Origin of the sequence: Bacillus mesophilus (assembly GCF_011008845.1) — a bacterium.
GTDB classification, from domain to species: Bacteria; Bacillota; Bacilli; order Bacillales; family SA4; genus Bacillus_BS; species Bacillus_BS mesophilus.
The window spans coordinates 379,653-402,150 of record NZ_JAAIWM010000001.1 but is presented as its reverse complement, the minus strand read 5'-3'; the positions used below and the strand labels follow the sequence as shown (position 1 = coordinate 402,150).

Below are 22,498 nucleotides of genomic sequence, written 5' to 3'. Positions count from 1 at the left end.
GAAATTATGAAGCTTTTCATTCCGCTTGCACTTTTAATCTTATTCTACATCAAATATAATCTCGCTAGCTACTACTTCCCATGAGTCAATTGGGTAACTTCTGACCATTGAGACATGTAAATTACCTTTCATTTTACCATTTTTCTTTGAGTACATAACTATTTCTACCTGAGCTTCTGAAACAAAAGGACTTTCCGTCAATAATTCGAGTTGTTTGATTTTTATTGTCTGGATATCATTCAATTTGGTAAGGAATTCTTTATCTCTTCTCCAATTCTTTGATAGGACTAAATCAAGGATAAATTCATCTTGTTGATTCATTCCCTCTACAAATATCTTTACGAAATCATTTGAACTGGCGTTGAACACATAATCGTCCAACTGACCTGCGGACTTTAGAATCATTAACGAATGAGAAAAGTCCATTTGATCTGTACGATGAGTGGAACTTCCATAAAAGTGTATGCAAAAATGACCAGGAAAACTATTCTGAAGAGCTCCAGCACCATGAGGCATACCATGCATAGAAGCTGGGATTAAATAGTCGTCAAACTGCACCAAAATTGCTCTTCTTTTCCAGCTCCATTTACCTCCATAAATACTCTTCATGATTTTGGTGTCCTTTTGTGTCAGAGGTTGAACGTCAGTATGATCTCTTCCAGCCCTTCTTTGTACCTTAAAACTTAATCCAGTTTCAAAATCAATAACGGTAAACTTAGAAAACTTAGGCAGTAGAGAATTGACCTCGTCCCATTTTAGTAAGTTATTATCAAAGCTAAGATGAGTAGCGCTATATCCACTTTCTTTTTGCGCTGATACGTGTACAGGAGAGAAAAACAGGAGTAAAAGTAAACCATAATAAACCAATTTTTTCATAGTTCCACCCTTATCTAAGTTCTCAATATTTTCTAATCATTCCCGAAAAAGTATATGACTATGTTGTTAAGAACCTGTCAGTATGTGGTAGAGAATTCATACTTTCATTCCATCTGGTTATTCTAGTCATAGGAGGGATTAATGTGAAAAAATCAGAAGAAGAATTAAAGAATTTAAGCTATGAATCGGACGGGAAGATGGGAAAACAGCAATATAAAAGAGAGCAGGAAGAAGACACGATTGTGAAGGACTTTTTTAATATAACTCCTGACAGTGAATGAATAAAAAACCAAGATTGTCTTGGTTTTTTATTTAGAAGGCTATACCGATTATGTTTTTGTTTGTATAATGAAAATAGAATGAAAGCCTTTTATGGGGGCTTGCGTTTTTGTGCTTTACTCTGAACGGAAAGTTGATCAGTTCTAAAGTACTCAATGTACAAGAGCACTTACATATACAGAGTAAAATGTAATACCATTTTACTATTTCACTAGTTTGCGAGGAAAGTTCTCATGTATTCAATGAAGAGGATTATAATAACAGCATGGATAGGAACATCATTAGGGGCACTTATTTTAATGCTGTCTACTATGTTCTTGTTTGAAAATATACCAACTGATTACTACGCACTCATATTCGTGCTTTTATTGGGGTATTTACCTTTAATACTAATTTATCAGTACTTGTCACTAGTGAAACAAAGATTTGTGTTTTTGATTTTTACATATATCATTTTGGGGATTTCTTTATATGTTGCCCCGTATATCGGGCATGTAATTTTTTATTTTGGTCTCATATACGCAGCACTCTTTAAGGAGAAAATTTATTTTGTTTTTTCCTTTTTTATCTCAGTATTAGTGTATTCATCCGTTATCTATATTCATCCAATTATTACGTTCTATCCATTTATAGAAATTGTACAACTTATTGTTTTTCTAAGTTATACTCTTATCTTATATTTTGTTTCTAAAATGATGGTTCAACAAGAGATGTTAAATTCAATGTATACGAAGACAATGGAGGCCTTAGTTTTAGCGATTGAAGCTAAAGATGAATATACAAGAGGTCATTCTACAAGAGTATCTGAATATAGCATGATTATAGGAAGAACATTGCGAGAGAATGATTATCCAGTCGATTTAGAAAAACTCCGAATTAGTTCGTTATTACATGATATTGGAAAAGTTAATATTTCTAATGATATTCTACAAAAACAGGGTAAGCTGAATGCAGTGGAGTATGAAGAAATTAAGGCTCACCCTTCTTTTGGAGCAGAAATTGCAAAGAGCTTAGAATTTCCTGAAGAAATCATTCATCCGATCCTCTTTCATCATGAGAGAACGGATGGTAATGGATATCCCCACGGCTTAACTGGTGAAGAAATTCCACTCTTAGCGAGAATTATTGCAATCGCTGATACCTTTGATGCTCTAACAACGAATAGGTCATACCGAAGAGCCTATTCAATCTATGAAGCAAGAGACATCATTTTGGAGAACAGTGGAACACAGTTTGACGATCGAATCATCCCATACTTTATTGATTGTTTTCCACTCTTAAAAAAACGCGCAGAACAACTCATTGAGCTTGAGAAAAAATTATCTAAAGCAATGGATGATGAATTAAAAGCCTCATCACATTAGAAATCTAAGAAAAAGAGCATGAATCGTTAATAAAGATTCATGCTCTTTTTTAATACCAATATGATAACTCAACCTACAAGCCTTATTAAAAAGTATTATTCACTCTCGATCACTAACATTCCTTCTACTTCTTTTACAATAATACTCTTAACACCTGATTCATCTAATAGAAGGTCAGTAATAGGGTCTTCAATATTCTCTTGGATGGTACGGCGTAATGGTCTAGCCCCAAATTGAGGGGAATACCCTAAGTCGGCTAGCAGTGCTTTAGCATCATCACTGATACGTAATGTTAAGTTTTGCTCGAGTAAGGTTTCGTTTAATTCACCAATCATAATGCTTACAATCTCGTGCATATCTATCTTACTTAATTGATTAAACTCAATAATACCGTCAAGTCTATTTAAAAACTCAGGCTTAAAATAATTCCTTAATGAGTCCAGTATAGATGAGGATGTAGGATTCGTATTTTCAAAACCAACTGAGATTTTCTTTTCACCTACACCAGCATTACTTGTCATTATAATTACTGAATCTTTAAAGCTTACTGTTCGGCCTTGACTATCTGTTAATCTTCCGTCCTCTAATAATTGAAGGAATAGGTGTAACACATCTGGATGAGCTTTTTCAATTTCATCTAGCAAAATAATGCTATAAGGATTTCTTCTTACCTTCTCAGTGAGTTGTCCAGCTTCCTCATGTCCAACATAACCAGGAGGGGAACCAATTATTTTTGAAACTGAATGCTTCTCCATATACTCACTCATATCAAGACGAACCATAGCATCCTTGGATCCGAATAATTCCTGAGCTAAAGTTTTTGTTAATTCAGTTTTTCCAACACCAGTTGGCCCTACAAAAAGGAAGGAACCTACTGGACGATGTTTAGTTTTTAGTCCTGCTCGACTTCTTCGAATGGCTTTCGAAATCTTTTGAACTGCCTCGTCTTGACCTATCACTTTTTTGGATAAGTTAGAGGCCAGGTTTTTTAACTTTTCTTGGTCATTTTCTTGAAGTTTACCAACCGGTATTCCTGTTTTCTTTTCGATGATCTTTTGTATATCTTCTACCTGAACGACTGCTTTATCCTGTTGTGATTGTTCTTTCAACTTTGCTTCAATCTCAATTTCCTTTACTCGTAGTTGAGCTGCAAGTTCATAGTTTTCCTCTTGTGCTGCTTGATCTTTTTCCTTAGAGATTCGGAGTAATTGTTTCTGTAGATCATTAGGGTTTATTTTAGTTGTCATGAGGTTTTTCTTAGAACCAGCTTCATCTAGTAGGTCGATTGCTTTATCTGGTAAGAAACGATCCTGGATATAGCGACTAGATAGCGTAACACAAGCTTTAATCGCTTCCTCAGAGTATGAAACCTCATGATAATCCTCATACTTTTCTTTAATTCCGGTTAATATTTGAATTGCCTCATCAATAGTAGGTTCATTCACAGTAATCGGTTGAAAACGACGTTCTAGAGCAGCGTCTTTTTCAATTTTCCGATATTCCTTTAAAGTGGTCGCTCCAACTAGCTGCAGCTCACCTCTAGCTAATGCTGGCTTTAGGATATTGCCAGCATCCATTGAACCTTCAGCTGAACCTGCACCAACAAGTAGATGAATTTCATCTATAAACAAAATAATATTTTTTCGTTCTTGTAGTTCTGTAATAATTTGTTTCATTCTTTCTTCAAATTGTCCTCTTATCCCTGTATTTGCAACAAGTCCTGCTACATCTAGCAAATAAACCTCTTTATTTAATAGTTTTGATGGCACTTTACTTTCTGCGATTTTGAGAGCAAGGCCTTCTACAATGGCTGTCTTACCAACCCCAGGTTCACCAATCAAAACGGGGTTGTTTTTATTACGACGATTTAGTATTTCAATAACGCGATCTACTTCTTCATCTCTGCCGATGACAGGATCAATCATCCCTGCTTTAGCCATATTTGTTAGATTTCTTCCGAGTTGGTCAAGGATTCCTTTATTTTTCTCAGTAGTTATATGTTCTGAGCCTTTGTTTTTATTATATTGGTTAAAGTCTTTGAATAAGTCTTCAATTGAATAATTGTTATGGTGCCCAGCAGGAATTTTCAATTGATTTTTTTCTTCTGCATAACAGCTATGACAAAGTGGATATTGTTTCCGCTGTTGATTGATTTGTATATTCAATAATACAGTTGCTTCTCTTTGGTTACATTTTTGACAAATCATCGTAGTTCCTCCTAGGTTTAGATTTAATATTTATTTGACCTTTATTGACCTTCTGACTTTATTTTACTTTGACCTTTACTGACTTTCAACTAAAATGCTTAGGTTAAAAGATGGTAAATTTAAGAAAGAGCAGCTATGATGCGCTTGCTTTCTTGTTAAACAAATAGGGACATACATAAGAACGGTAGGAATTTGAAAAAATAAAGGAGAAATTGATTTCATAAAGGAGAAATAGACAATGACACAATCAAAGCGCCAAAAGGAACGACAATTCAGAACTAGAAAAGAAGCACAAAATCCACATGGGAAAGTGAAATCTTTTGATGAGTTGGCTGAGGGTGTTGCAGAGGACAAAAAGAATAACGAAAATCGTTAAGTAACAGGACATGGGAAATTTCCCATGTCTGTTTTTATATTAGAGAATAAATTTTCAACCAACGTCTACTAACTATTCTTCATTAACTATTTCTTACAGTGAAAAGTATCATATTGTGGCAGTATTATGCTATAATAACCGCAGTGTAAAATAGAATGGAGGATTTTGAACGTATGATATCAGTGCAAAATGTAGGGCTTCGATATGGTGATCGTAAGCTTTTTGATGATGTAAATATTAAGTTTACTCCTGGTAACTGTTATGGTCTTATTGGAGCGAATGGTGCAGGGAAGTCAACTTTTTTAAAAATATTATCAGGTGAAATAGAGGCTCAAGAAGGTAACATTAACATAACCCCTGGAGAGCGCCTAGCAGTACTTAAGCAAAACCACTTCGAATATGAAGAATTTGAAGTCATTAATACTGTAATCAAAGGTCATGCTCGTCTTTATGAAGTAATGCAAGAGAAGGATGCTATCTATATGAAAGCAGACTTTACAGATGAAGATGGTATGAGAGCAGCTGAGCTTGAAGGTGAGTTTGCTGAACTGAACGGTTGGGAAGCTGAATCAGAAGCAGCAATTCTATTAAAAGGGTTAGGCATCGGTGAAGATCTACACCATAAAAAGATGGCAGATCTGACTGGTGGAGACAAGGTTAAAGTATTATTAGCGCAAGCTCTTTTTGGTAAGCCGGACATTTTACTACTAGATGAGCCGACGAACCACTTAGATATTCAAGCAATTCGCTGGCTAGAAGAATTCTTAATTAACTTTGAAAACACAGTTATTGTGGTTTCCCATGATCGACATTTCTTAAACAAGGTTTGTACTCATATTGCTGACTTAGACTTTGGTAAAATTCAAGTATATGTTGGTAACTATGACTTTTGGTATGAATCTAGTCAGTTAGCATCTAGATTGTCTCAGGATGCTAATAAAAAGAAGGAAGAGAAAATTAAAGAACTTCAGGCTTTCATTGCACGTTTTAGTGCAAATGCTTCAAAATCTAAACAAGCGACATCAAGAAAAAAGCTACTTGATAAAATTGAGCTAGATGATATAAGACCTTCTTCTCGTAAATATCCTTATGTTCATTTTTCTCAAGAGCGCGAGGTTGGAAATGACCTATTAAGAGTCGAGGGAATTTCTAAATCGATTGATGGTGTGAAGGTACTAGATAATGTTAGTTTTACGGTTAACAAGGGAGATAAAATTTCCTTTGTTGGAAGAGATGAGATTGCTAAAACAATCTTATTCAAAATTCTAACAGGTGAAATGGAAGCAGATAGTGGTACCTATAAATGGGGTATAACTACAAGTCAGGCTTATTTCCCGAAAGATAACTCTAGATATTTTGAAAACAATGAGTTAAATCTAGTAGACTGGCTTCGTCAATATTCACCTAATGATCAGACTGAAAGCTTTTTACGTGGATTCCTTGGAAGAATGTTGTTTTCTGGTGAGGAAGTAAACAAAAAAGCTAAGGTATTATCAGGAGGAGAAAAAGTACGCTGTATGCTATCTAAAATGATGCTAACAGGTGCAAATGTACTTCTATTAGATGAGCCAACAAACCATTTAGATTTAGAATCTATTACTGCTTTAAATAATGGTCTAATTGCGTTTAAAGGGACGATGTTATTTACATCTCATGACCATCAGTTTGTACAGACGATTGCCAACCGTATTATCGAAATCACACCAAATGGGATCGTTGATAAGGTATCTTCTTATGATGAGTATCTTGAAAATGATGCTTTACAAAAGCAAGTTGAGGCACTTTATACAGCTTAATAATACGAAAAAGCGCAACCAACCGGTTGCGCTTTTCTTATATAGGCATCCAACTACATAGTCTTAGATCAAACCTGAAAATTCAAATCAATTCTTTCACCTTTAACTAAATAAATAATGTTTTCAGCAATATTCGTAACATGATCCCCAACACGCTCTAAGTACCTACATATAAATGCCAGTTGAGTAAGTTGAGGGACAGCATCTGGTCGTAATGCCATTTGGGCTAACAAATATTGAATGGTTTCTCCGTACATTCTATCAACTGTATCATCGGTACTTGCAATAGAATAGGCACTTTGAATGTTTTCCTCATGATAGGCAGTTAAGGAATCGGACAGCATTTTTTGAACAACTTTTGCCATTTGGGGGATTGCGTCTGTAGAGGTATGGAAAGGTTCTTTACCAATAAATAAAGTAGATTTCGCGATATTAACGGCTAAGTCTCCAACTCTCTCTATATCAGAAGATATCTTTACTGCAACCATTAATCTTCTTAAATCAGAGGCTACAGGTTGCTGTTTGACTATATTCCTGATTACTATATCGTTTATTTCCTTCTCAAGTTCATTAATTTCTTTATCTTGACTGATGATCAGTTTTGCCAGCTCTAAATCTTGAGATTGTAGGGCGATGATCGATTGATCAATGGCGTGCTTTGATTGATAAACCATCTCAAGAAGCTTTTCTTTAAGTGAAACCAACTGTTCATCAAACTGTGTCCTGTTGCTCATAATAATCTCCTCCTACTTACAATTTTTATGACGATTGGTTTAAAAAAATACCAATTTACTTACTAAACCCTATGTATTTACAAAATATATCAAATGTTTCAGGATATTTGTAATGTATTTTACCGACAATTACCGCAGAGGGATGTTGAATTCCGTCATATTTACTCGAAGTAATCTAATCTTAAGAGACACATAATTTTGTTACACCAGAGAGAGTGTTTTGAAAACTGTAGGGAGTACTAAGTAAATTTACTTTATTGTACAACCTTTTTATTAACTCTCTTTAGCTGTTATGTTAAGAAGCGGTAAATCTATTTTGAAACGCTTAAGCATTCCCAAATCATTTTTTCACTTGTCGAAAACCATATTTATGTTATAGTTAATAAGAATTATTAAAATTAAATAGTGATTGTTCAGTGTGTGATCACACGAAACGAGAGGTTCGAAAACTCCCTCTATAAAAAACTATAGGTCAAACGATATCACTTGGTATCGTTTTATTCTGTGCTGCCTATTGTTTTTTTGGAGAAGGTGTATTCGCTCGTTTCTTTTTATAAAAAGAAAGGAGCTTTTTTTATGACATTAAAAAAAGCAGTAGTCGTATTTAGTGGTGGCCAGGATAGTACGACTTGTTTATTTTGGGCACTAAAACATTTTGATGAGGTTGAAACCGTTACATTTAATTACAACCAAAAACATAAATTAGAAATAGATTGTGCAGCTTCAATTGCGGCGGAGCTTAATGTTAAGCATACCGTTTTAGATATGTCATTACTAAATCAGTTAGCCCCTAATGCGTTAACTCGTGATGATATTGATATTGACCAAAAAGAGGGTGAGTTACCTACTACATTTGTGGATGGTCGAAATCTCTTGTTTCTTTCCTTCGCCGCCGTTTTAGCGAAGCAGGCTGGGGCACGTCATATTGTAACAGGTGTATGTGAAACAGATTTTAGCGGTTATCCTGACTGCCGTGATGTGTTTGTTAAATCATTAAATGTAACTCTTAACCTTTCAATGGATTATAACTTTGTCATTCATACTCCATTAATGTGGATTAATAAAGAAGAAACTTGGGGTCTTGCAGATGAGCTTGGAGCTTTAGACTTTGTTCGAGAGAATACATTAACCTGCTATAACGGAATCATTGCTGATGGATGTGGAGAATGTCCTGCATGTGTTTTACGTAAAAAGGGTCTTAATGATTATTTAGCTAACAAAGGAAAGGAGTGAGCCTATGCTTCAGCAGTTTTACCCACAAGTGCAACATTCTTACTCTTACGAATTAAATAAAGATATGCATTTTGCTGCTGCCCATTTCATTCCTCACGAGGATGCTGGGAAGTGTCGTAATGTCCATGGTCACACATATTTTGTAAATATTACAGTGGCTGGTGACGACCTTAATGAGTCAGGATTTCTTGTGAACTTTCAAGACTTAAAAAAAATCGTGCATTCTCGATATGACCATACGATTATGAATGACCAGCTTGAAGATTTTAATGAGAACAATTCTGATCAATTTCCAACAACAGAGGTAATCGCAAGAACAATATGGGAAAATATCGATCGGTTTTTAACTTCCTTACCCAATAAACCAAAATGCTTGCAGGTATTAGTTAGGGAAACACCAACTAGTTATGTTGTGTATCGTCCGAAAGTGAGTGGAAAGTAGTGGTAAAGACAATTCCAGTATTAGAAATTTTTGGCCCTACGATTCAAGGAGAAGGAGCAGTCATTGGCACAAAAACAATGTTTGTTCGGACTGCTGGCTGTGATTACCAGTGTAAGTGGTGTGATTCTGCTTTTACGTGGGATGGATCTGCCAAAGATGAGATAAAACAATTGAGTGCTGAGGAAATTTGGAGTCAATTAACAGAAATAGGTGGTACTAATTTTTCTCATGTGACAATATCCGGAGGAAATCCTGCGTTATTAGCGAATATGGAAAGCCTTATTTCTTTATTAAGAGAGAATGGGATTAGAATAGGAGTGGAAACGCAGGGTTCTAAATGGCAGGATTGGTTGCAGAGAGTTCAAGACGTTACGATTTCCCCAAAACCACCTAGCTCTGGTATGGTGACGGACTATGAAAAGCTTTCTGAGATAATTGGAAATCTTCATGGTATAAAGGAAAACCAGCTTTCTTTAAAAGTTGTCGTTTTTAACGATGAAGACTTTGCTTATGCTAAACAAATTCATCAGCGCTATCCTAACGTACCTTTTTATTTGCAAGTTGGAAATGATAATGTGTTTGGTGATGACCAATCACAAATCGTCTCGTCATTGTTAACGAAGTACGAATGGCTAATCGATGAAGTTGTAAAAACAAACGAAATGAACAACGTAAAGGTACTTCCTCAACTCCATACACTGGTATGGGGGAATAAGAGAGGAGTTTAAAACTCTAAAATAGAATGGGTAGGTTGAAACAATGAGTGGAAGAAACGATTCAGAACTAGAAGGTGTAACGTTATTAGGTAATCAAGGTACTAAATACTTATTTGAGTATTCACCAGAAGTGTTAGAGAGCTTTGAAAATAAACATGTAAACAGAGATTATTTTGTGAAATTTAATTGCCCTGAGTTTACAAGCTTATGCCCGAAAACAAACCAGCCTGACTTTGCAACTATTTATATAAGCTATATTCCAGACAAGCTAATGGTAGAAAGCAAATCATTAAAACTATACTTGTTCAGCTTTAGAAACCATGGTGATTTCCATGAGGATTGTATGAACATTATTATGAATGATTTAATTAAGTTAATGGATCCTCGTTATATTGAGGTTTGGGGTAAGTTTACACCTCGTGGAGGGATTTCTATCGACCCATATACCAATTATGGACGACCTGGTACAAAGTATGAACAGATGGCTGATTATCGGATGATGAATCATGACCTTTATCCTGAAAAGGTTGATAATCGCTAAATTGTAATAAAAAAAGGCGCGTTTTCCTTAGAAATAATAGGAAAACTGCGCTTTTTTTGTTTTATACTTTCACTGCACCGATAATTTTATAGTTTTTATGGTTAACGACAGTACGTCGTTCTAACTCTAGGTCTAGGAAGTTTTCCATATATGTGAGGTCAACAATGACCGAGTTTTCATTTACTTTCTCTACAATACCTTGTAATCCACCCTTGAATTCAACAATGTCTCCTAATGAAGCTGTCTTCATGTGACATCTCTCCTTTCACATACCTTATCCTATAGTCTGCATTAATTTTGTCCAAAGGTAAAGTAGTTTTTATAATCTTTTGAAAAAAATTTACAATTTATTTACTAACATTTTCATATAAACACTATTTTACTATATGGTAAAATAAGAGAAATTGGTTTTGATAAGAAGGGGGACAAAAGCAATGACCCAGGCTGGATTAGTTCTTGAGGGTGGGGGAATGAGAGGAGTTTATACCGCTGGTGTATTAGAATACTTCTTAGAGAAAGACCTTTATTTCCCTTACAATATAGGGGTTTCTGCAGGTGCTTGTAATGCAGTGTCCTATTTATCTAGACAAAAAGATAGAAACAGAAAAGTAAATATTGATTACATACATAACCCAAGTTACTTGTCATTAAGAAATTATATTAAGAAAAGAGAATTGTTTGGAATGGATTTTATTTTTGATGAAATTCCTAATAAACTAGTACCGTTTGATTATGAAGCCTTTTATAAAGCAGAAGAATCATTTGAGGTTGGTACAACTGATTGTGTGACTGGAGAACCCGTTTATTACAATAAACATCAACACGGAAAAGATATGCTTATGATTTTAAGGGCTTCTAGTTCTTTACCATTTGCTGCCCCAATTGTAGAATTTGATCAACGCTGCTTATTAGATGGTGGAATATCCGACCCTATTCCAATTAAACGAGCAGAAGAAGTTGGTTTTGAAAAGAATGTGGTTATTTTAACAAGAAACAAGGGATATCAAAAAAAACCTTCTAGACAATCCTGGATTTCTTCGAGATTGTACAAGAATTATCCTGGACTTTTAAAGAGTATGGATAATAGAGCTGACTTCTACAACGAGACACTGCAATATATTTACGATCAAGAAGAGCAAGGAAAGGTTTTTATTATCCAACCATCTAAACCTCTGAAGGTTGGAAGAGTAGAGAGAAATCAAAATCGGCTAACTCAATTGTTTAACGAAGGTTATGAAGATGGAAAAAACTTATATACTGCTGTAATGGATTGGATACATGAGTAAATAAAAAAAGAAGCAGCTCAAGGCTGCTTCGTGTATGTGTGTAATGGGCAATTTCATTGTTTCTTGAATTGGATGGATTTTTCGTTACTTGGATGTATTATTTTCTTGATAGTGAGTAAAATACTCTTTGTGTTTGTAGTTTTGTAAGTAATGGTGTTGGATCATGGTGTGTGTGTCTTTACTTACATGTAACTATTATAAGCTTGATAATAAAATTCATGGTGTATGTGTCTTACTTACAATCATAATTAATAAACAAAGATGATAATCATGGTGTGTGTGTCTTACTTAAAATCATGAACAATAAGCAAAGGTGATAATCATGGTGTGTGTGTGTCTTGCTTACGATCATGATTAATAAGTAATGGTGATAATCATGGTGTGTGTGTCTTGCTTACGATCACGATTAATAAGCAAAGGTGATAATCATGGTGTGTGTCTTGCTTATGATCATAATTAATAAGCAATGATGATAATCATGGTGTGTGTGTATTAAAATTCATAGATATAAGCAATGATGACTTACACGATGTAATTTCTCTGCTTATAAAATCTTGTAGATAGAGCTTTCGTGATGTTATTCATGATGATAGGCGCTCTATACAAGTAGTCATAGTGAAATGAAGATTACTTTCCTAGCTGTTGTTCAGCCATTTGTACTAGGCGCTTTGTGATTTCTCCACCTACAGAACCGTTAGCACGAGATGTAGTTTCAGGTCCTAGGTCTACACCAAATTCTTGAGCAATTTCATATTTCATTTGTTCAAGTGCTTGTTCAACTCCAGGAACAAGTAATTGATTTGAATTATTGTTTGCCATTGAATTTCCCTCCCTTCATCGTTGCTTCATGTATATGTTTTGTACATCATTAATTTTTTATACATTTTTTTTCATTTTTTTATTTTCCTAAGATAAATAAGGACTTATTTATAAAAAAAGAGAGGAGGTTATTTAAATGACTCCAGAGGAGATTGAACATATATTAGACAAGTTGAGAAATCGTGAATTAGAAGAATATTTCGTAACAAAAGATGTATTTCTAGCTTTTCGCGAGCTACTCGTCAAACAGAATGACTTTAAACACTTCCGAGGTATTGCCCAACATGGTGGTGCAGTCGTCTATACATATACAGAAGAACCAAGAAGTTAAAAACTTTTTCAGAAATCTATAAGAGCATGGATGAAAGAAGACTTAGCTAATGCTAAGTCTTCTTTAGTTACTATTTAACATATATATTTCATTAAAGTATGTCATGACATAACAATTTAATGTTGGGAAAATGACCATGAAAAGCTGCGTCAAATCATCATTAAATGAAGGGTAATTTCCCAATACCCACCTTTCTCTAAGCATGTTAAGATGAATGTGAAAATTCTGACAAAAGGAGTTGGAATTTTCTTCTGCTAGTACATAGTAGAAAATACATGATAGGGAGAGGATTGTTATGAAATGGTTAAAGGTGTTGGGAAGCATTCTTCTGGTTGCAGTACTAATTGTACCAATGTATTCTACAAATGTAACAGCGTCTGAAGAAAAACCAGAAAAGCTACGTGTGTTAATCAGTTCATCAGATGAAGTAGTAAAGGCAAAAGCAAAGGCAAACTATGGTGTTCGTTGGGATTTTAAGAAAAATGGATTTACAACTGATGTAAATGAAAAGCAATTAGAAGCCTTAAAGAAGAATAAGAATATAAATGTAAAATTAATTGATAAGATTTCACTTGATGCAAAACCAGGTTCTTCGACATCCGCTAGAACTGCAGTTCCAAATGATCAAACTCCTTGGGGAATTGAAGCGATCTATAACGACTCTGCCATTACTAAACCAACGGGTGGAAGTGGTGTAAAAGTAGCAGTCTTAGACACAGGAGTAAATACAAGTCATGTGGATTTAGCTGGTAGTGCAGAACAATGTAAAGATTTTACCCAAAGAAAATCAAACTTAGTTAACAACTTTTGTTCAGATAAAAATGGTCATGGAACGCATGTAGCAGGAACAGTTCTGGCACATGGAGGAAATGATGGAAGTGGTATATACGGAGTAGCCCCTGAATCTGATCTATGGGCATACAAGGTCCTAAATGATCGTGGTTCTGGTTATTCAGATGATATTGCAGCTGCAATCCAGCATGCAGCAGACGAAGCTAATCGTTTAAACGCGAACGTGATTATTTCGATGTCACTTGGATCTAGCAGTAAATCAACGTTAATCGCTGATGCTGTATCCTATGCTTACAATAAAGGAGTTCTAGTTGTAGCTGCTGCTGGTAATAGTGGTCCAAATGCAAATACAATTGGATATCCTGGGGCTTTAGTTGACGCAGTGGCTGTGGCAGCACTAGAGGATGTACAAGAAAATGGAACGTATCGTGTAGCGGACTTTTCATCTCGCGGTAATCCAGATACTGATGGGGATTTTGTCATTGAAGAACTAGACGTAGAAGTATCAGCCCCAGGGAGAGCTATAGAGTCAACATGGTATGATGGCACCTATAATACGATTAGTGGAACATCCATGGCAACACCTCATATCTCTGGCTTAGCTGCAAAGATTTGGGCAGCAAATACTAGTCTAACTGCTTCAGATATACGTTTAGAACTACAGAAACGTGCTACAGCAAATGATATTCTAGGTGGATCTGGCTCAGCGTCTGGTGATGATTACGCATCTGGCTTTGGGTTTCCAACTGTGAAATAAAACCTTATTTTTTCCTGCTAAGTTTTAGCAGGAAATTTTTTTGTCTAAAGACTGTGTAACAGTACATTGGGTGATTTTGCAGGGTGATAATTGTATAAGACGGTGATGAATAAATTCTATAAGTATAGCTCTAAAAAGGAGATGGATGATTTTACTAGTATATTATAAAAACGTTGTAAAATAAGGGGTAATTCTAGCTTGTTTTATATTGGGAATTATTGGTGAATGAAAACCTTCTAGTAAGCTGATAGTTTAATAGGTGAGCAAAATACTAGGAGGTTTTGATATGAATTGGATTAAAAAACTAGCAATTGCCACTACGTTAACTGTAACTATTCTTGGATTTAATGTGCATACAGCAGACGCAAATACAACATCACATGCTGTGAAAAACGGAGAAACCTTCTGGAAAATTAGTAATCAGTATGGTGTACCGATTGCGGCTATTCAAAAAGTAAATAATCGTAATAACTTCATATTGTTTGCAGGTGAAAGAATTAAGATTCCAAGTATTCCAACTAGCTATGAAAGAGATTTACTTGCTAGATTAGTATATGCAGAAGCTAAAGGTGAGTCCTATGCTGGAAAGGTTGCCGTTGCTACAGTCGTATTAAATCGTGTAGATAGCTCGTTATTTCCAAACTCTGTCCATGGAGTAATTACTGAAGTTTCATCAGGTGGACATTATGCATTTTCTCCGGTTGCTAATGGAACAATTAAACAAGCAGCAGATGCAGCATCAAAGCGAGCGGTACTAGAAGCCCTGCAATTTAGAGGACAAGGTAGCGGTTCACTTTATTTCTACAATCCTAAGACAGCGCAAAGTGCTTGGATTAAAACTAGGCCGATTACAATCAAGATCGGAAACCATGTTTTCGCTAGATAATATACAAAACGTAAGGAATGGGGAGCCACCCATTCCTTTTCTATTTTGGCTATCCCAAAGAAAGTTAGTTCCGACTTATAGTAAGTAGCGTATAAATAAAGTCGCAAGTCCAAAATAGGTGACTAGTGAGAAAATATCGTTAATCGTCGTAATTAGTGGACCAGATGCAATCGCGGGATCAATCTTATAACGATATAGGATAAGAGGGATGATGGTCCCAGTAAGGGTACCAATCACAAGTGTTAAAAATAGTGAACTTCCTACAACTAAGCTAAGCACCATATCTCCATCCTGCCAAACATAAGCAATAATTGAGATCAGTACACTACATATAAGGCCTATCAGAAGACCAACCCCAAATTCACGCAATATTACTTTTCTGACGACTACCTTATCAATCTCACGGGATGCAAGTCCCCTTACCACAACTGCTAGAGATTGTGTACCGGTATTACCAGTCATTCCGGCAATCATCGGCATAAAGAAAGCGAGAGCGACTACTTTTTCCAGCGTATCTTCAAATCCACTAATAATGCTACCTGATATAATGCCGATAAATAATAATAAAATTAACCAAGGGAGCCTTCGGTAAGCTGCAACCATCGCCTTTGTATCAAAATCAATTGATTTACCAGAGGCAGATAATTTCTCTATATCTTCATTTGCTTCTTGAATGACTACATCGATGATATCGTCAAAAGTGATAATCCCTCTAAGTACAAAATTGTCATCTACGACCGGCATGGCAAGAAAATCATACCGTTCAAAAATGTTAGCAACCTGCTCTTGATCCATATTGACGGGAACAGAAATTACTCTTTCATGCATAATATCCGTTATTTGTGCGTTGATATCAGCTAAAATGATATCTCGGTAGGATACTACACCGATCAATTTTTTACTTGAATCTATAACGTAAATATAATTAATAGTCTCCGAATACTCAGCAAAAATCTTTATTTTATCAACAGTTTGCCTAACTGTATGATTTTCACTAATCCACACAAATCGATTGGTCATTAGTCTACCAGCTGTTTCAGGTGGATAACTCATGAGCTGTTGTACAGCTTCTGATTCCTCACTCTTCATTCCTATTAATAGGTCTTCCACAAGCTCAGGAGGCAATGCTTCTAGTAAAGCAGCTAAATCATCATTATCCATCTCATCTAAAACCATACCTTTTTTCTCAAAGCCTAGTTTGCTTATTGTATCTAGTTGAAGCTCCCTTTCCTCTAATTCCTCAATTAAATCTGCAATTTGATTGATGTTTAAGGATAAGAGGAACAAATTTCGTTCTTTATTAGGAAGAGTTTTATATAGATAAGCGAAATCATACGGTTGGAGTTCATCTAAAAGAAAGGATAATGCTTCTTTGTTTTCTTCTTGCAATTTTTTCATGACGCTCTGTACTAGTTGATTTTCCGAATTATGATTATTCACTTACTTCCTCCTAGCCATTGTACCGTTATTGGAGTATGTAAAAGTCTATTTTAGTTGTCCCATTCTTAATGATTTCGATACGTAAGATTAGTGAAATCTAAGTTCTGAATAGAAGTATTGATTAACAGAAGCAAAAACTTTAATTGAAAAAATGAGTCTGAAACTGACTAATAGATGAATCATGGAGTGTAATCATCAAAAGAATCGGACTAGTGAGTACCTTTAATGGCTAGCTGTTTCAATGGAAGTTGATACTTTTGATACTTATTGGAAATAGTAGTATAGGAAAAGGAGGTTGTTTTACATTGACTACATTCTTCATGAAGGTTATTATGTGTCCACTTATTGTAGCACTCTCTGCCTTTATATTACCTAACGTCAACTTTGCTAATATGATACAACCGATAATCATAGGACTGGTTCTAGCTGTTGTAGGAACGATGATGGAGTATTTGTTCCTAAAAGAAGGTACTGTTTGGCTAAGTACTTTTCTGGATTTCGTGGCAGCAACAGTCGTAGTTTACATTCTTGGACTTTGGATGGAAGGAGCAGTTGTTACATTTTTAGGTGCCCTTCTTGTTGGGATATTTCTAGGCATTTCAGAGCATTTTACTCATTTGTTTTTAGTTAGAGCTAACAAAACACAAAAGTCTTATCAATAATTTCCTTGTATTTTTTAAGTATTATTTTGTAGAAGCTGGATACGAGTAAGCTGAAGAACTTTGATTAAAACCCAACCAACCCGGTTGGGTTTTTAGGTTTGTAGCTATCCTTAAAAATGGAAATGTAATTTATTATTTAACATCTATATCATTCAGTATGAATATCCTCTTTAGGGGGAGGGATTTAGATTGAAAGATCTTGTTGTAAACAAGTCGAATGGATTCATTTCGTTTTTAAATAAGGGGAAATCAACATACCCGTTTATAGAGGTCTTTTTGAATGGAAAATATGCAGGAGCCTTTAGTATTAAGAAAGAGCTGAAGATCAGGTACCCTAAAAATGAGAAAGTTTCAAAAATCACGATTTCAGGGTATTACCTAGACTCCGGAACACATCATCCAATTCAACAGACTTTTCAGTTGGAGAATCATGAATCCAGAGAAAATAATCAAAAGCCTTCAGACTTTCAAGCTGGTGATATTTTAGTTGCTTGTGACAATGTAAATGGATTTCCTTATGGGTATATGGGTCATACGGCTCTAGTGGTGGATGAGGATCAGATGATAGAGGCAGTAATCTCAGAACCTGTCGTACGTAAGGAATCAATTTCGATTTTTACAGAACATCATCCAATGTACGCCCATTTCAGGCCAAAGAACAAAGAGCTAGGACAAAAGGCAACAGCTTATGCTGAGCACTATTTGCAGCAATTTAAGGAAAACAGAAAAAAGGGATTAAATAAACCTATCTTTTATTTTACCGCTAACACACCTCTTACTGATGAATGGACTTATATCTATTGCTCAAAATTGATTTGGTTAAGTTATCACTTTGGAGCAGGTTACACCATACCAAATGATCATTTATGGTTTTCTCCAGAAGATCTATATACAATATTAAGTCATTCAAAGGATTTTGATTTGTTATATAAGCATCCAGATTATCAATTTTTTGTTGATTTATAGTACCTTCACAGAAGGGAGGGTAAAAGAAAGTATAAAAACTAAACTTTGATCTACCACAGTATTGATACTGTGGTACTTTTTGGTGTCAGTTAGTTTTGGGGTCATAGCGCTAATATAATTTTTTTCGCTGATAAATTCAGGGATCACGCTGATAAAAGTCTGTAAAGTACCGAAATATTCTTAAAAACCGCCGATATCAGTCGATTTATGAATAGTGAACCATGCTTTTATTTAAGTAACCTTCACATTTATGCCCATTTTCTGTCACTAAAATGTCATTGCTGTATCGTTTTAAACATGTATCAATAGACTATAATATGATTTAGTCAATGATATAGATGGGTGTGAAGTAATTGAAGAAGATGTTGCTAGTCTTATGTACATGTATATTTGTTTTTTTTGTGAGTGCCTGTAATGAATCAGAAAATGCCGGAAATGCAGAGAGTGTTGAAGTACCACCAATTCTAGAGGTTGACCTTCAAGTAGACAATGATCACCCTAATGTTGGTGACGCAGTAACGATAAGTGCTAAAGTTACCCAAGGTAATGAATCTGTTGAGGACGCGAGTGATGTAAGCTTTGAGGTCTGGGAACAGAACAGCGATCACGAGATGATTGTTGGTGTGCATCAAGGAAATGGTGTGTATGTAATAAATAAAAAGTTTGACAAAGAAGGCATATATTCTATTGTATCTCACGTAACGGCACGAGATCAGCATTCAATGCCTAAAATTGAACTTACTGTAGGTAATCCTAGTGAAACAGAAAATGAGAATGATCATGAACATACAGGCCATGTTCATAATCATCATACTGTAGGAAATATTACAATAGATTTTAATGTTCCAGATCATTTAATTCCCAATAAACCTATTGTATTAGAAACATCAGCAACACTTGATGAGAAACCTATTACCGATTCAATCGTTAAGTTCGAGATTTGGGAGAAATCTGACACTAGACATGAATTCATTGAAGCAGAAGAAGTAGAGTCTGGTGTATATCAATCAACATTTGAGTTTAAGAAGACTGGTACATTTACGGTTGTTATTCATATTCAAAATGAAGAGTTACATGAACATATTCAGCGTGAGCTTATCGTTGAAAATGAGTAAATGTTAATTTAGTAATAGAAAATCTCTTATAATACTAAAAAAACTTGGCATCTTGCCAAGTTTTTCTATTTAAAAAGTACTTTATTCAAGATATTATATAAGAAAGGATAAAAAGTAGGAAGGAATTATCACAATATGTCTTGTTCGCAATGTACAGAGTTATCTATGTTTAAAAACGAAGGTTCAATTACCTTTTACTCAAGGTATCCAGAAGTAATTAATGCTATCTCACCAGCTATTAAAACTGAGAATATAGTGGCTAAGGACTCTACATCTACAATAGTTAGCTATTTCTCTCATCAGCAACTTCATGATATTTTTGAAGTGATAGGAGATATTGTGACAAATCAGTTTGGATCAAAAATAGATTTATATATTTCTATTGAGAATTCAAGTGATGTAGGAAACTCGTTCTTTCCTCCCATGCTACCATTTACAGAGGTCTTTGAGAGAGTTAAGCACCCTAAGCTCCTTCAGGTTATCAAAGAGTCCTATTTTACAAATCATATACAACCGATTATATCGGTATCTGACCAAGAAGTCATAGGGTATGAGTTTTTATTAAGATCATCAAGAGAAGAGTTTCCATTTACACCATTTGAGCTTTTTAAATTCGCACAAGTATCAGGATTGCAGGCAATGCTTGATGGGAATGCTAGAAAACAAGCAATCAAGTATAGCGCTGAAACACTACAGGCAGGTTTGTTACGCTTCATTAACTTTTTACCATCTTCCATTTATAATCCTAAGCATTGTTTAAAAAGTACGTTTGAAAACATAGAAAAATATCGAGTAGATCCTAATGATCTTGTCTTTGAAGTTGTAGAGACAGAAGAGATTAGTAATATTAATCATTTAAAAGATATCTTTAAGGCCTATAAGAACGAAGGAATTAAGGTTGCTTTAGATGATATAGGTGCGGGGTATTCTACCATTGAAGTATTAAAAGAACTGCGTCCAAATTATGCGAAGATAGATCGTAAGTTAATCTCGTATTGTGATCAGTCTAAAGAGAAACAAGAAGCGTTAAGAAGTATCATAGATGTCGCTAGAGAGTACAATATAAAAACATTAGCTGAAGGAATTGAGCGTAAGGAAGAACTCGATCTGTGTAGAGAGCTTCATTTTGATTTGGCTCAAGGCTATTATATTGGCAAACCAAATGCACAGCCTATGTTGGATCTTGTAGAACTGCCTTAGGGCAGTTCTATTTTTTTTATATGGATTCCGAAAAACTATTTTTGAAAAAGAAAAGGATTTTTCCATTCCATTAACAGACCATAATTGAGGGATTCTTCATCTTCAAGATAGTTTGGAATTACTTCTAAAGGAGTTCTTCCACATTTCAATAAAAAGGTTATAACTGGATCATGGATTCTCCCGGTTAAGACATTGGATACGTACTGGTCTATGGTCATCTCTTTTGCATGACGTGAATAACCTGGTAATCTTCCCCCACCTAACAGGCGTTTAAGCTGTAACTGTACAACAGTTTCGTACATGGATTGCATCAAAAGTTTTCCTAGTCCATATTTGCGATACTCAGGTCTAACACAAATATCTACAACATATAGTGAATTCCCACTAGGGTTATGGTTTGCTATGTATCCAGAGCTAGTTGCCTCATCCCAACCTTTATGTGGATCTCCAATATGATAGTCAATCAATAAGCCTGTCATAGAACCGCAAAGCTCACCGTCGATTTCCACGCATAATGCCCCTTCTGGAAAGAGTTCAACATGATTTGTTAGTTGTTCTTTATTCCACCACAAATCACTAGGAAACGGAGGAGGAAAACTAGCCTTTTGAATTTCAATTAAATCACTAAAATCTTTTTCTTTATAGTTTCTGATGATTGTTTTTATTGGTATTTTTTGATCAAATACATATATTTCCTTATAATAGTTCATCACTACACCACCTTCTACTATACTAATCTTAGTAAACAAGAAATAGATTTAAGTTTCAAATGATTGCTATGGTCACAAAAGGTAGTCTTCGTGTTGACCAAACAAAATGGACAAAAAATAAGAGCATCCATAAGGGGCTCTTTACTGATTCTCTTCAAAGAATTCTTCAACTAGTTCTTCAATTGCTTTTGGATCAGGTTGTTGTCCGTGAAACGAAAAATCAATTTCTTTAATAAAGTTTCCCTCTTTATAGACATGTACAGCTCCTTTTTGGAGCATAACACTATATTCTGTTTCAAATAGATAACCTTCTCTTTCGATTGCACCCATCTTTTCATCCTCCTTCAGGTTTATTTCATTTGTCTTACTATTAGTAAAAATAGAACGCTGTATACGAATTTAATAATTCGATAAAAATAGTTAAACTTTTTGAAAGATAAACCGATAATAAGTAAGAAGGGAGAATCTTGTTTTCCCATTTCCCAAACATTATTCAACCCTTTAATCAATAAACTTTTGAGCAATCAGTCAAGCTGGTTGCTTTTTTTTTGTTTATACCTTATAAAAATTTGAATAGTTGATTTCCATACCAAGTACATACCTCATGTTATATTTTTTAGCATTATAAAGAATACATAGTCAATTTTGTAATAGGAAACACTAACTTCTATGCTAAATATCTGAAAATGAGGTGTTTTAATTGACGAGATCACAGGAATCAAGAGAAAATAAACATGCACATCAGTTTCATCCAGATGGTGAACAAGAGAGTATTATTAATGACTCTACTGCGTCTGCTGGCGAGGGTATAGGCATCGCAATAGATATGGACCCTAAAAATCCGTATCAATTCAGAAATAGCTTTAATTACACTCCAAAAGAAGATCCCGAGTTAAAGAAGTTTCAAGATACATTTAAGGGAGATTCTTAGAACTTTTATACTTGAAACTAAGGGTACTGAATAAAAGAG

At 35.0% G+C, this 22,498-nt stretch carries 25 protein-coding genes and 1 riboswitch; of the genes, 17 read left to right on the top strand and 8 right to left on the bottom strand.

Translation table 11 applies throughout. The features are described 5' to 3' along the window. Positions 1-39 precede the first annotated feature (39 nt). The gene (locus G4D63_RS02025) at positions 40-876 is read right to left on the bottom strand and encodes a hypothetical protein (protein ID WP_163177171.1); all 837 of its coding nucleotides are present in this window, start codon (positions 874-876) and stop codon (positions 40-42) included. A gap of 143 nt (positions 877-1,019) precedes the next feature. Here G4D63_RS02025 and G4D63_RS02020 point away from each other — a divergent pair, with 143 nt between their 5' ends. Continuing rightward, the gene (locus G4D63_RS02020) at positions 1,020-1,157 is read left to right on the top strand and encodes a hypothetical protein (RefSeq protein ID WP_163177169.1); all 138 of its coding nucleotides are present in this window, start codon (positions 1,020-1,022) and stop codon (positions 1,155-1,157) included. Between the two features lie 231 nt (positions 1,158-1,388). Next, positions 1,389-2,519 (top strand): HD-GYP domain-containing protein, encoded by a 1,131-nt coding sequence (locus tag G4D63_RS02015; protein ID WP_163177167.1) that lies wholly within the window; start codon positions 1,389-1,391, stop codon positions 2,517-2,519. A 95-nt stretch (positions 2,520-2,614) separates the two neighbouring features. Here G4D63_RS02015 and G4D63_RS02010 read toward each other — a convergent pair whose 3' ends face one another. Continuing rightward, positions 2,615-4,726, bottom strand: a complete 2,112-nt coding sequence (locus tag G4D63_RS02010; protein WP_163177165.1) for an ATP-dependent Clp protease ATP-binding subunit — start codon at positions 4,724-4,726, stop codon at positions 2,615-2,617. 238 nt (positions 4,727-4,964) lie between these two features. Between G4D63_RS02010 and G4D63_RS02005 the strand changes: the two genes are divergently transcribed. Together G4D63_RS02005 and G4D63_RS02000 are read left to right on the top strand one after the other, a co-directional pair. Then, positions 4,965-5,102 (top strand): DUF6254 family protein, encoded by a 138-nt coding sequence (locus G4D63_RS02005; protein WP_163177163.1) that lies wholly within the window; start codon positions 4,965-4,967, stop codon positions 5,100-5,102. Between the two features lie 173 nt (positions 5,103-5,275). Further along, positions 5,276-6,898, top strand: coding sequence for an ABC-F family ATP-binding cassette domain-containing protein (locus G4D63_RS02000; protein WP_163177161.1), 1,623 nt, complete (start codon positions 5,276-5,278; stop codon positions 6,896-6,898). Positions 6,899-6,966: 68 nt separating this feature from the next. On the opposite strand, the gene phoU is transcribed toward G4D63_RS02000, so the two are convergent. Then, the gene (gene phoU / locus G4D63_RS01995; protein WP_163177159.1) at positions 6,967-7,632 is read right to left on the bottom strand and encodes a phosphate signaling complex protein PhoU; all 666 of its coding nucleotides are present in this window, start codon (positions 7,630-7,632) and stop codon (positions 6,967-6,969) included. A gap of 431 nt (positions 7,633-8,063) precedes the next feature. Beyond that, positions 8,064-8,107, top strand: a riboswitch (PreQ1 riboswitch). A gap of 101 nt (positions 8,108-8,208) precedes the next feature. Between phoU and queC the strand changes: the two genes are divergently transcribed. The 4 genes from queC to queF are packed head-to-tail and all read left to right on the top strand — an operon-like array spanning position 8,209 to position 10,564. After that, on the top strand, positions 8,209-8,865 hold the full coding sequence (gene queC / locus G4D63_RS01990; RefSeq protein WP_163177157.1) for a 7-cyano-7-deazaguanine synthase QueC: 657 nt from the start codon (positions 8,209-8,211) through the stop codon (positions 8,863-8,865). A gap of 4 nt (positions 8,866-8,869) precedes the next feature. Further along, positions 8,870-9,307, top strand: coding sequence for a 6-carboxytetrahydropterin synthase QueD (gene queD, locus G4D63_RS01985; RefSeq protein ID WP_163177155.1), 438 nt, complete (start codon positions 8,870-8,872; stop codon positions 9,305-9,307). Further along, positions 9,307-10,035: a 7-carboxy-7-deazaguanine synthase QueE gene (gene queE, locus G4D63_RS01980; RefSeq protein ID WP_163177153.1), complete on the top strand. Its 729-nt coding sequence runs from the start codon at positions 9,307-9,309 to the stop codon at positions 10,033-10,035. Before queD ends, queE begins: the two co-directional genes overlap by 1 nt. Positions 10,036-10,066: 31 nt before the next feature. After that, positions 10,067-10,564: a preQ(1) synthase gene (queF, locus tag G4D63_RS01975; protein ID WP_163177151.1), complete on the top strand. Its 498-nt coding sequence runs from the start codon at positions 10,067-10,069 to the stop codon at positions 10,562-10,564. Between the two features lie 61 nt (positions 10,565-10,625). Here queF and G4D63_RS01970 read toward each other — a convergent pair whose 3' ends face one another. Next, the gene (locus tag G4D63_RS01970; protein ID WP_163177150.1) at positions 10,626-10,814 is read right to left on the bottom strand and encodes a YkvS family protein; all 189 of its coding nucleotides are present in this window, start codon (positions 10,812-10,814) and stop codon (positions 10,626-10,628) included. A gap of 184 nt (positions 10,815-10,998) precedes the next feature. Here G4D63_RS01970 and G4D63_RS01965 point away from each other — a divergent pair, with 184 nt between their 5' ends. Then, on the top strand, positions 10,999-11,850 hold the full coding sequence (locus tag G4D63_RS01965) for a patatin-like phospholipase family protein (RefSeq protein WP_163177148.1): 852 nt from the start codon (positions 10,999-11,001) through the stop codon (positions 11,848-11,850). 627 nt (positions 11,851-12,477) lie between these two features. Here G4D63_RS01965 and G4D63_RS01960 read toward each other — a convergent pair. Then, entirely contained in the window at positions 12,478-12,669 is a 192-nt protein-coding gene (locus tag G4D63_RS01960; protein ID WP_163177146.1) for an alpha/beta-type small acid-soluble spore protein, read from the bottom strand. Between the two features lie 136 nt (positions 12,670-12,805). Between G4D63_RS01960 and G4D63_RS01955 the strand changes: the two genes are divergently transcribed. The 3 genes from G4D63_RS01955 to G4D63_RS01945 all read left to right on the top strand — a co-directional run bounded on the left by G4D63_RS01955 (position 12,806) and on the right by G4D63_RS01945 (position 15,435). Continuing rightward, positions 12,806-13,000 carry an abortive phage infection protein gene (locus G4D63_RS01955; RefSeq protein WP_163177145.1) on the top strand — a complete coding sequence of 65 codons (195 nt, stop codon included), beginning with the start codon at positions 12,806-12,808 and terminating at the stop codon, positions 12,998-13,000. 295 nt (positions 13,001-13,295) lie between these two features. Next, a complete protein-coding gene (locus tag G4D63_RS01950; protein WP_163177143.1) occupies positions 13,296-14,549 on the top strand; it encodes a S8 family peptidase in 1,254 nt (417 codons plus the stop codon). A gap of 286 nt (positions 14,550-14,835) precedes the next feature. Further along, the gene (locus G4D63_RS01945; protein ID WP_163177141.1) at positions 14,836-15,435 is read left to right on the top strand and encodes a cell wall hydrolase; all 600 of its coding nucleotides are present in this window, start codon (positions 14,836-14,838) and stop codon (positions 15,433-15,435) included. Positions 15,436-15,510: 75 nt separating this feature from the next. On the opposite strand, the gene mgtE is transcribed toward G4D63_RS01945, so the two are convergent. Then, the gene (mgtE, locus tag G4D63_RS01940; RefSeq protein WP_163178348.1) at positions 15,511-16,833 is read right to left on the bottom strand and encodes a magnesium transporter; all 1,323 of its coding nucleotides are present in this window, start codon (positions 16,831-16,833) and stop codon (positions 15,511-15,513) included. Between the two features lie 347 nt (positions 16,834-17,180). Between mgtE and G4D63_RS01935 the strand changes: the two genes are divergently transcribed. The 4 genes from G4D63_RS01935 to G4D63_RS01920 all read left to right on the top strand — a co-directional run bounded on the left by G4D63_RS01935 (position 17,181) and on the right by G4D63_RS01920 (position 20,818). After that, positions 17,181-17,537, top strand: a complete 357-nt coding sequence (locus G4D63_RS01935; protein WP_163177139.1) for a hypothetical protein — start codon at positions 17,181-17,183, stop codon at positions 17,535-17,537. A 189-nt stretch (positions 17,538-17,726) separates the two neighbouring features. Beyond that, positions 17,727-18,503 carry a C40 family peptidase gene (locus G4D63_RS01930; RefSeq protein ID WP_163177137.1) on the top strand — a complete coding sequence of 259 codons (777 nt, stop codon included), beginning with the start codon at positions 17,727-17,729 and terminating at the stop codon, positions 18,501-18,503. Positions 18,504-18,865: 362 nt separating this feature from the next. Then, positions 18,866-19,618 (top strand): FixH family protein, encoded by a 753-nt coding sequence (locus tag G4D63_RS01925; RefSeq protein ID WP_239585878.1) that lies wholly within the window; start codon positions 18,866-18,868, stop codon positions 19,616-19,618. Positions 19,619-19,753: 135 nt separating this feature from the next. Beyond that, complete coding sequence (locus G4D63_RS01920) at positions 19,754-20,818, top strand: EAL domain-containing protein (protein ID WP_163177133.1); 1,065 nt, start codon at positions 19,754-19,756, stop codon at positions 20,816-20,818. Between the two features lie 35 nt (positions 20,819-20,853). Here the strand turns inward: G4D63_RS01920 and G4D63_RS01915 are convergent, their stop codons facing one another. Together G4D63_RS01915 and G4D63_RS01910 are read right to left on the bottom strand one after the other, a co-directional pair. Then, the gene (locus tag G4D63_RS01915) at positions 20,854-21,528 is read right to left on the bottom strand and encodes a GNAT family N-acetyltransferase (protein WP_163177131.1); all 675 of its coding nucleotides are present in this window, start codon (positions 21,526-21,528) and stop codon (positions 20,854-20,856) included. A gap of 141 nt (positions 21,529-21,669) precedes the next feature. Then, positions 21,670-21,858 (bottom strand): DUF5370 family protein, encoded by a 189-nt coding sequence (locus tag G4D63_RS01910; protein WP_163177129.1) that lies wholly within the window; start codon positions 21,856-21,858, stop codon positions 21,670-21,672. Between the two features lie 370 nt (positions 21,859-22,228). Here G4D63_RS01910 and G4D63_RS01905 point away from each other — a divergent pair, with 370 nt between their 5' ends. Beyond that, complete coding sequence (locus G4D63_RS01905) at positions 22,229-22,459, top strand: hypothetical protein (RefSeq protein ID WP_163177127.1); 231 nt, start codon at positions 22,229-22,231, stop codon at positions 22,457-22,459. The last annotated feature ends 39 nt before the right edge of the window (positions 22,460-22,498 follow it).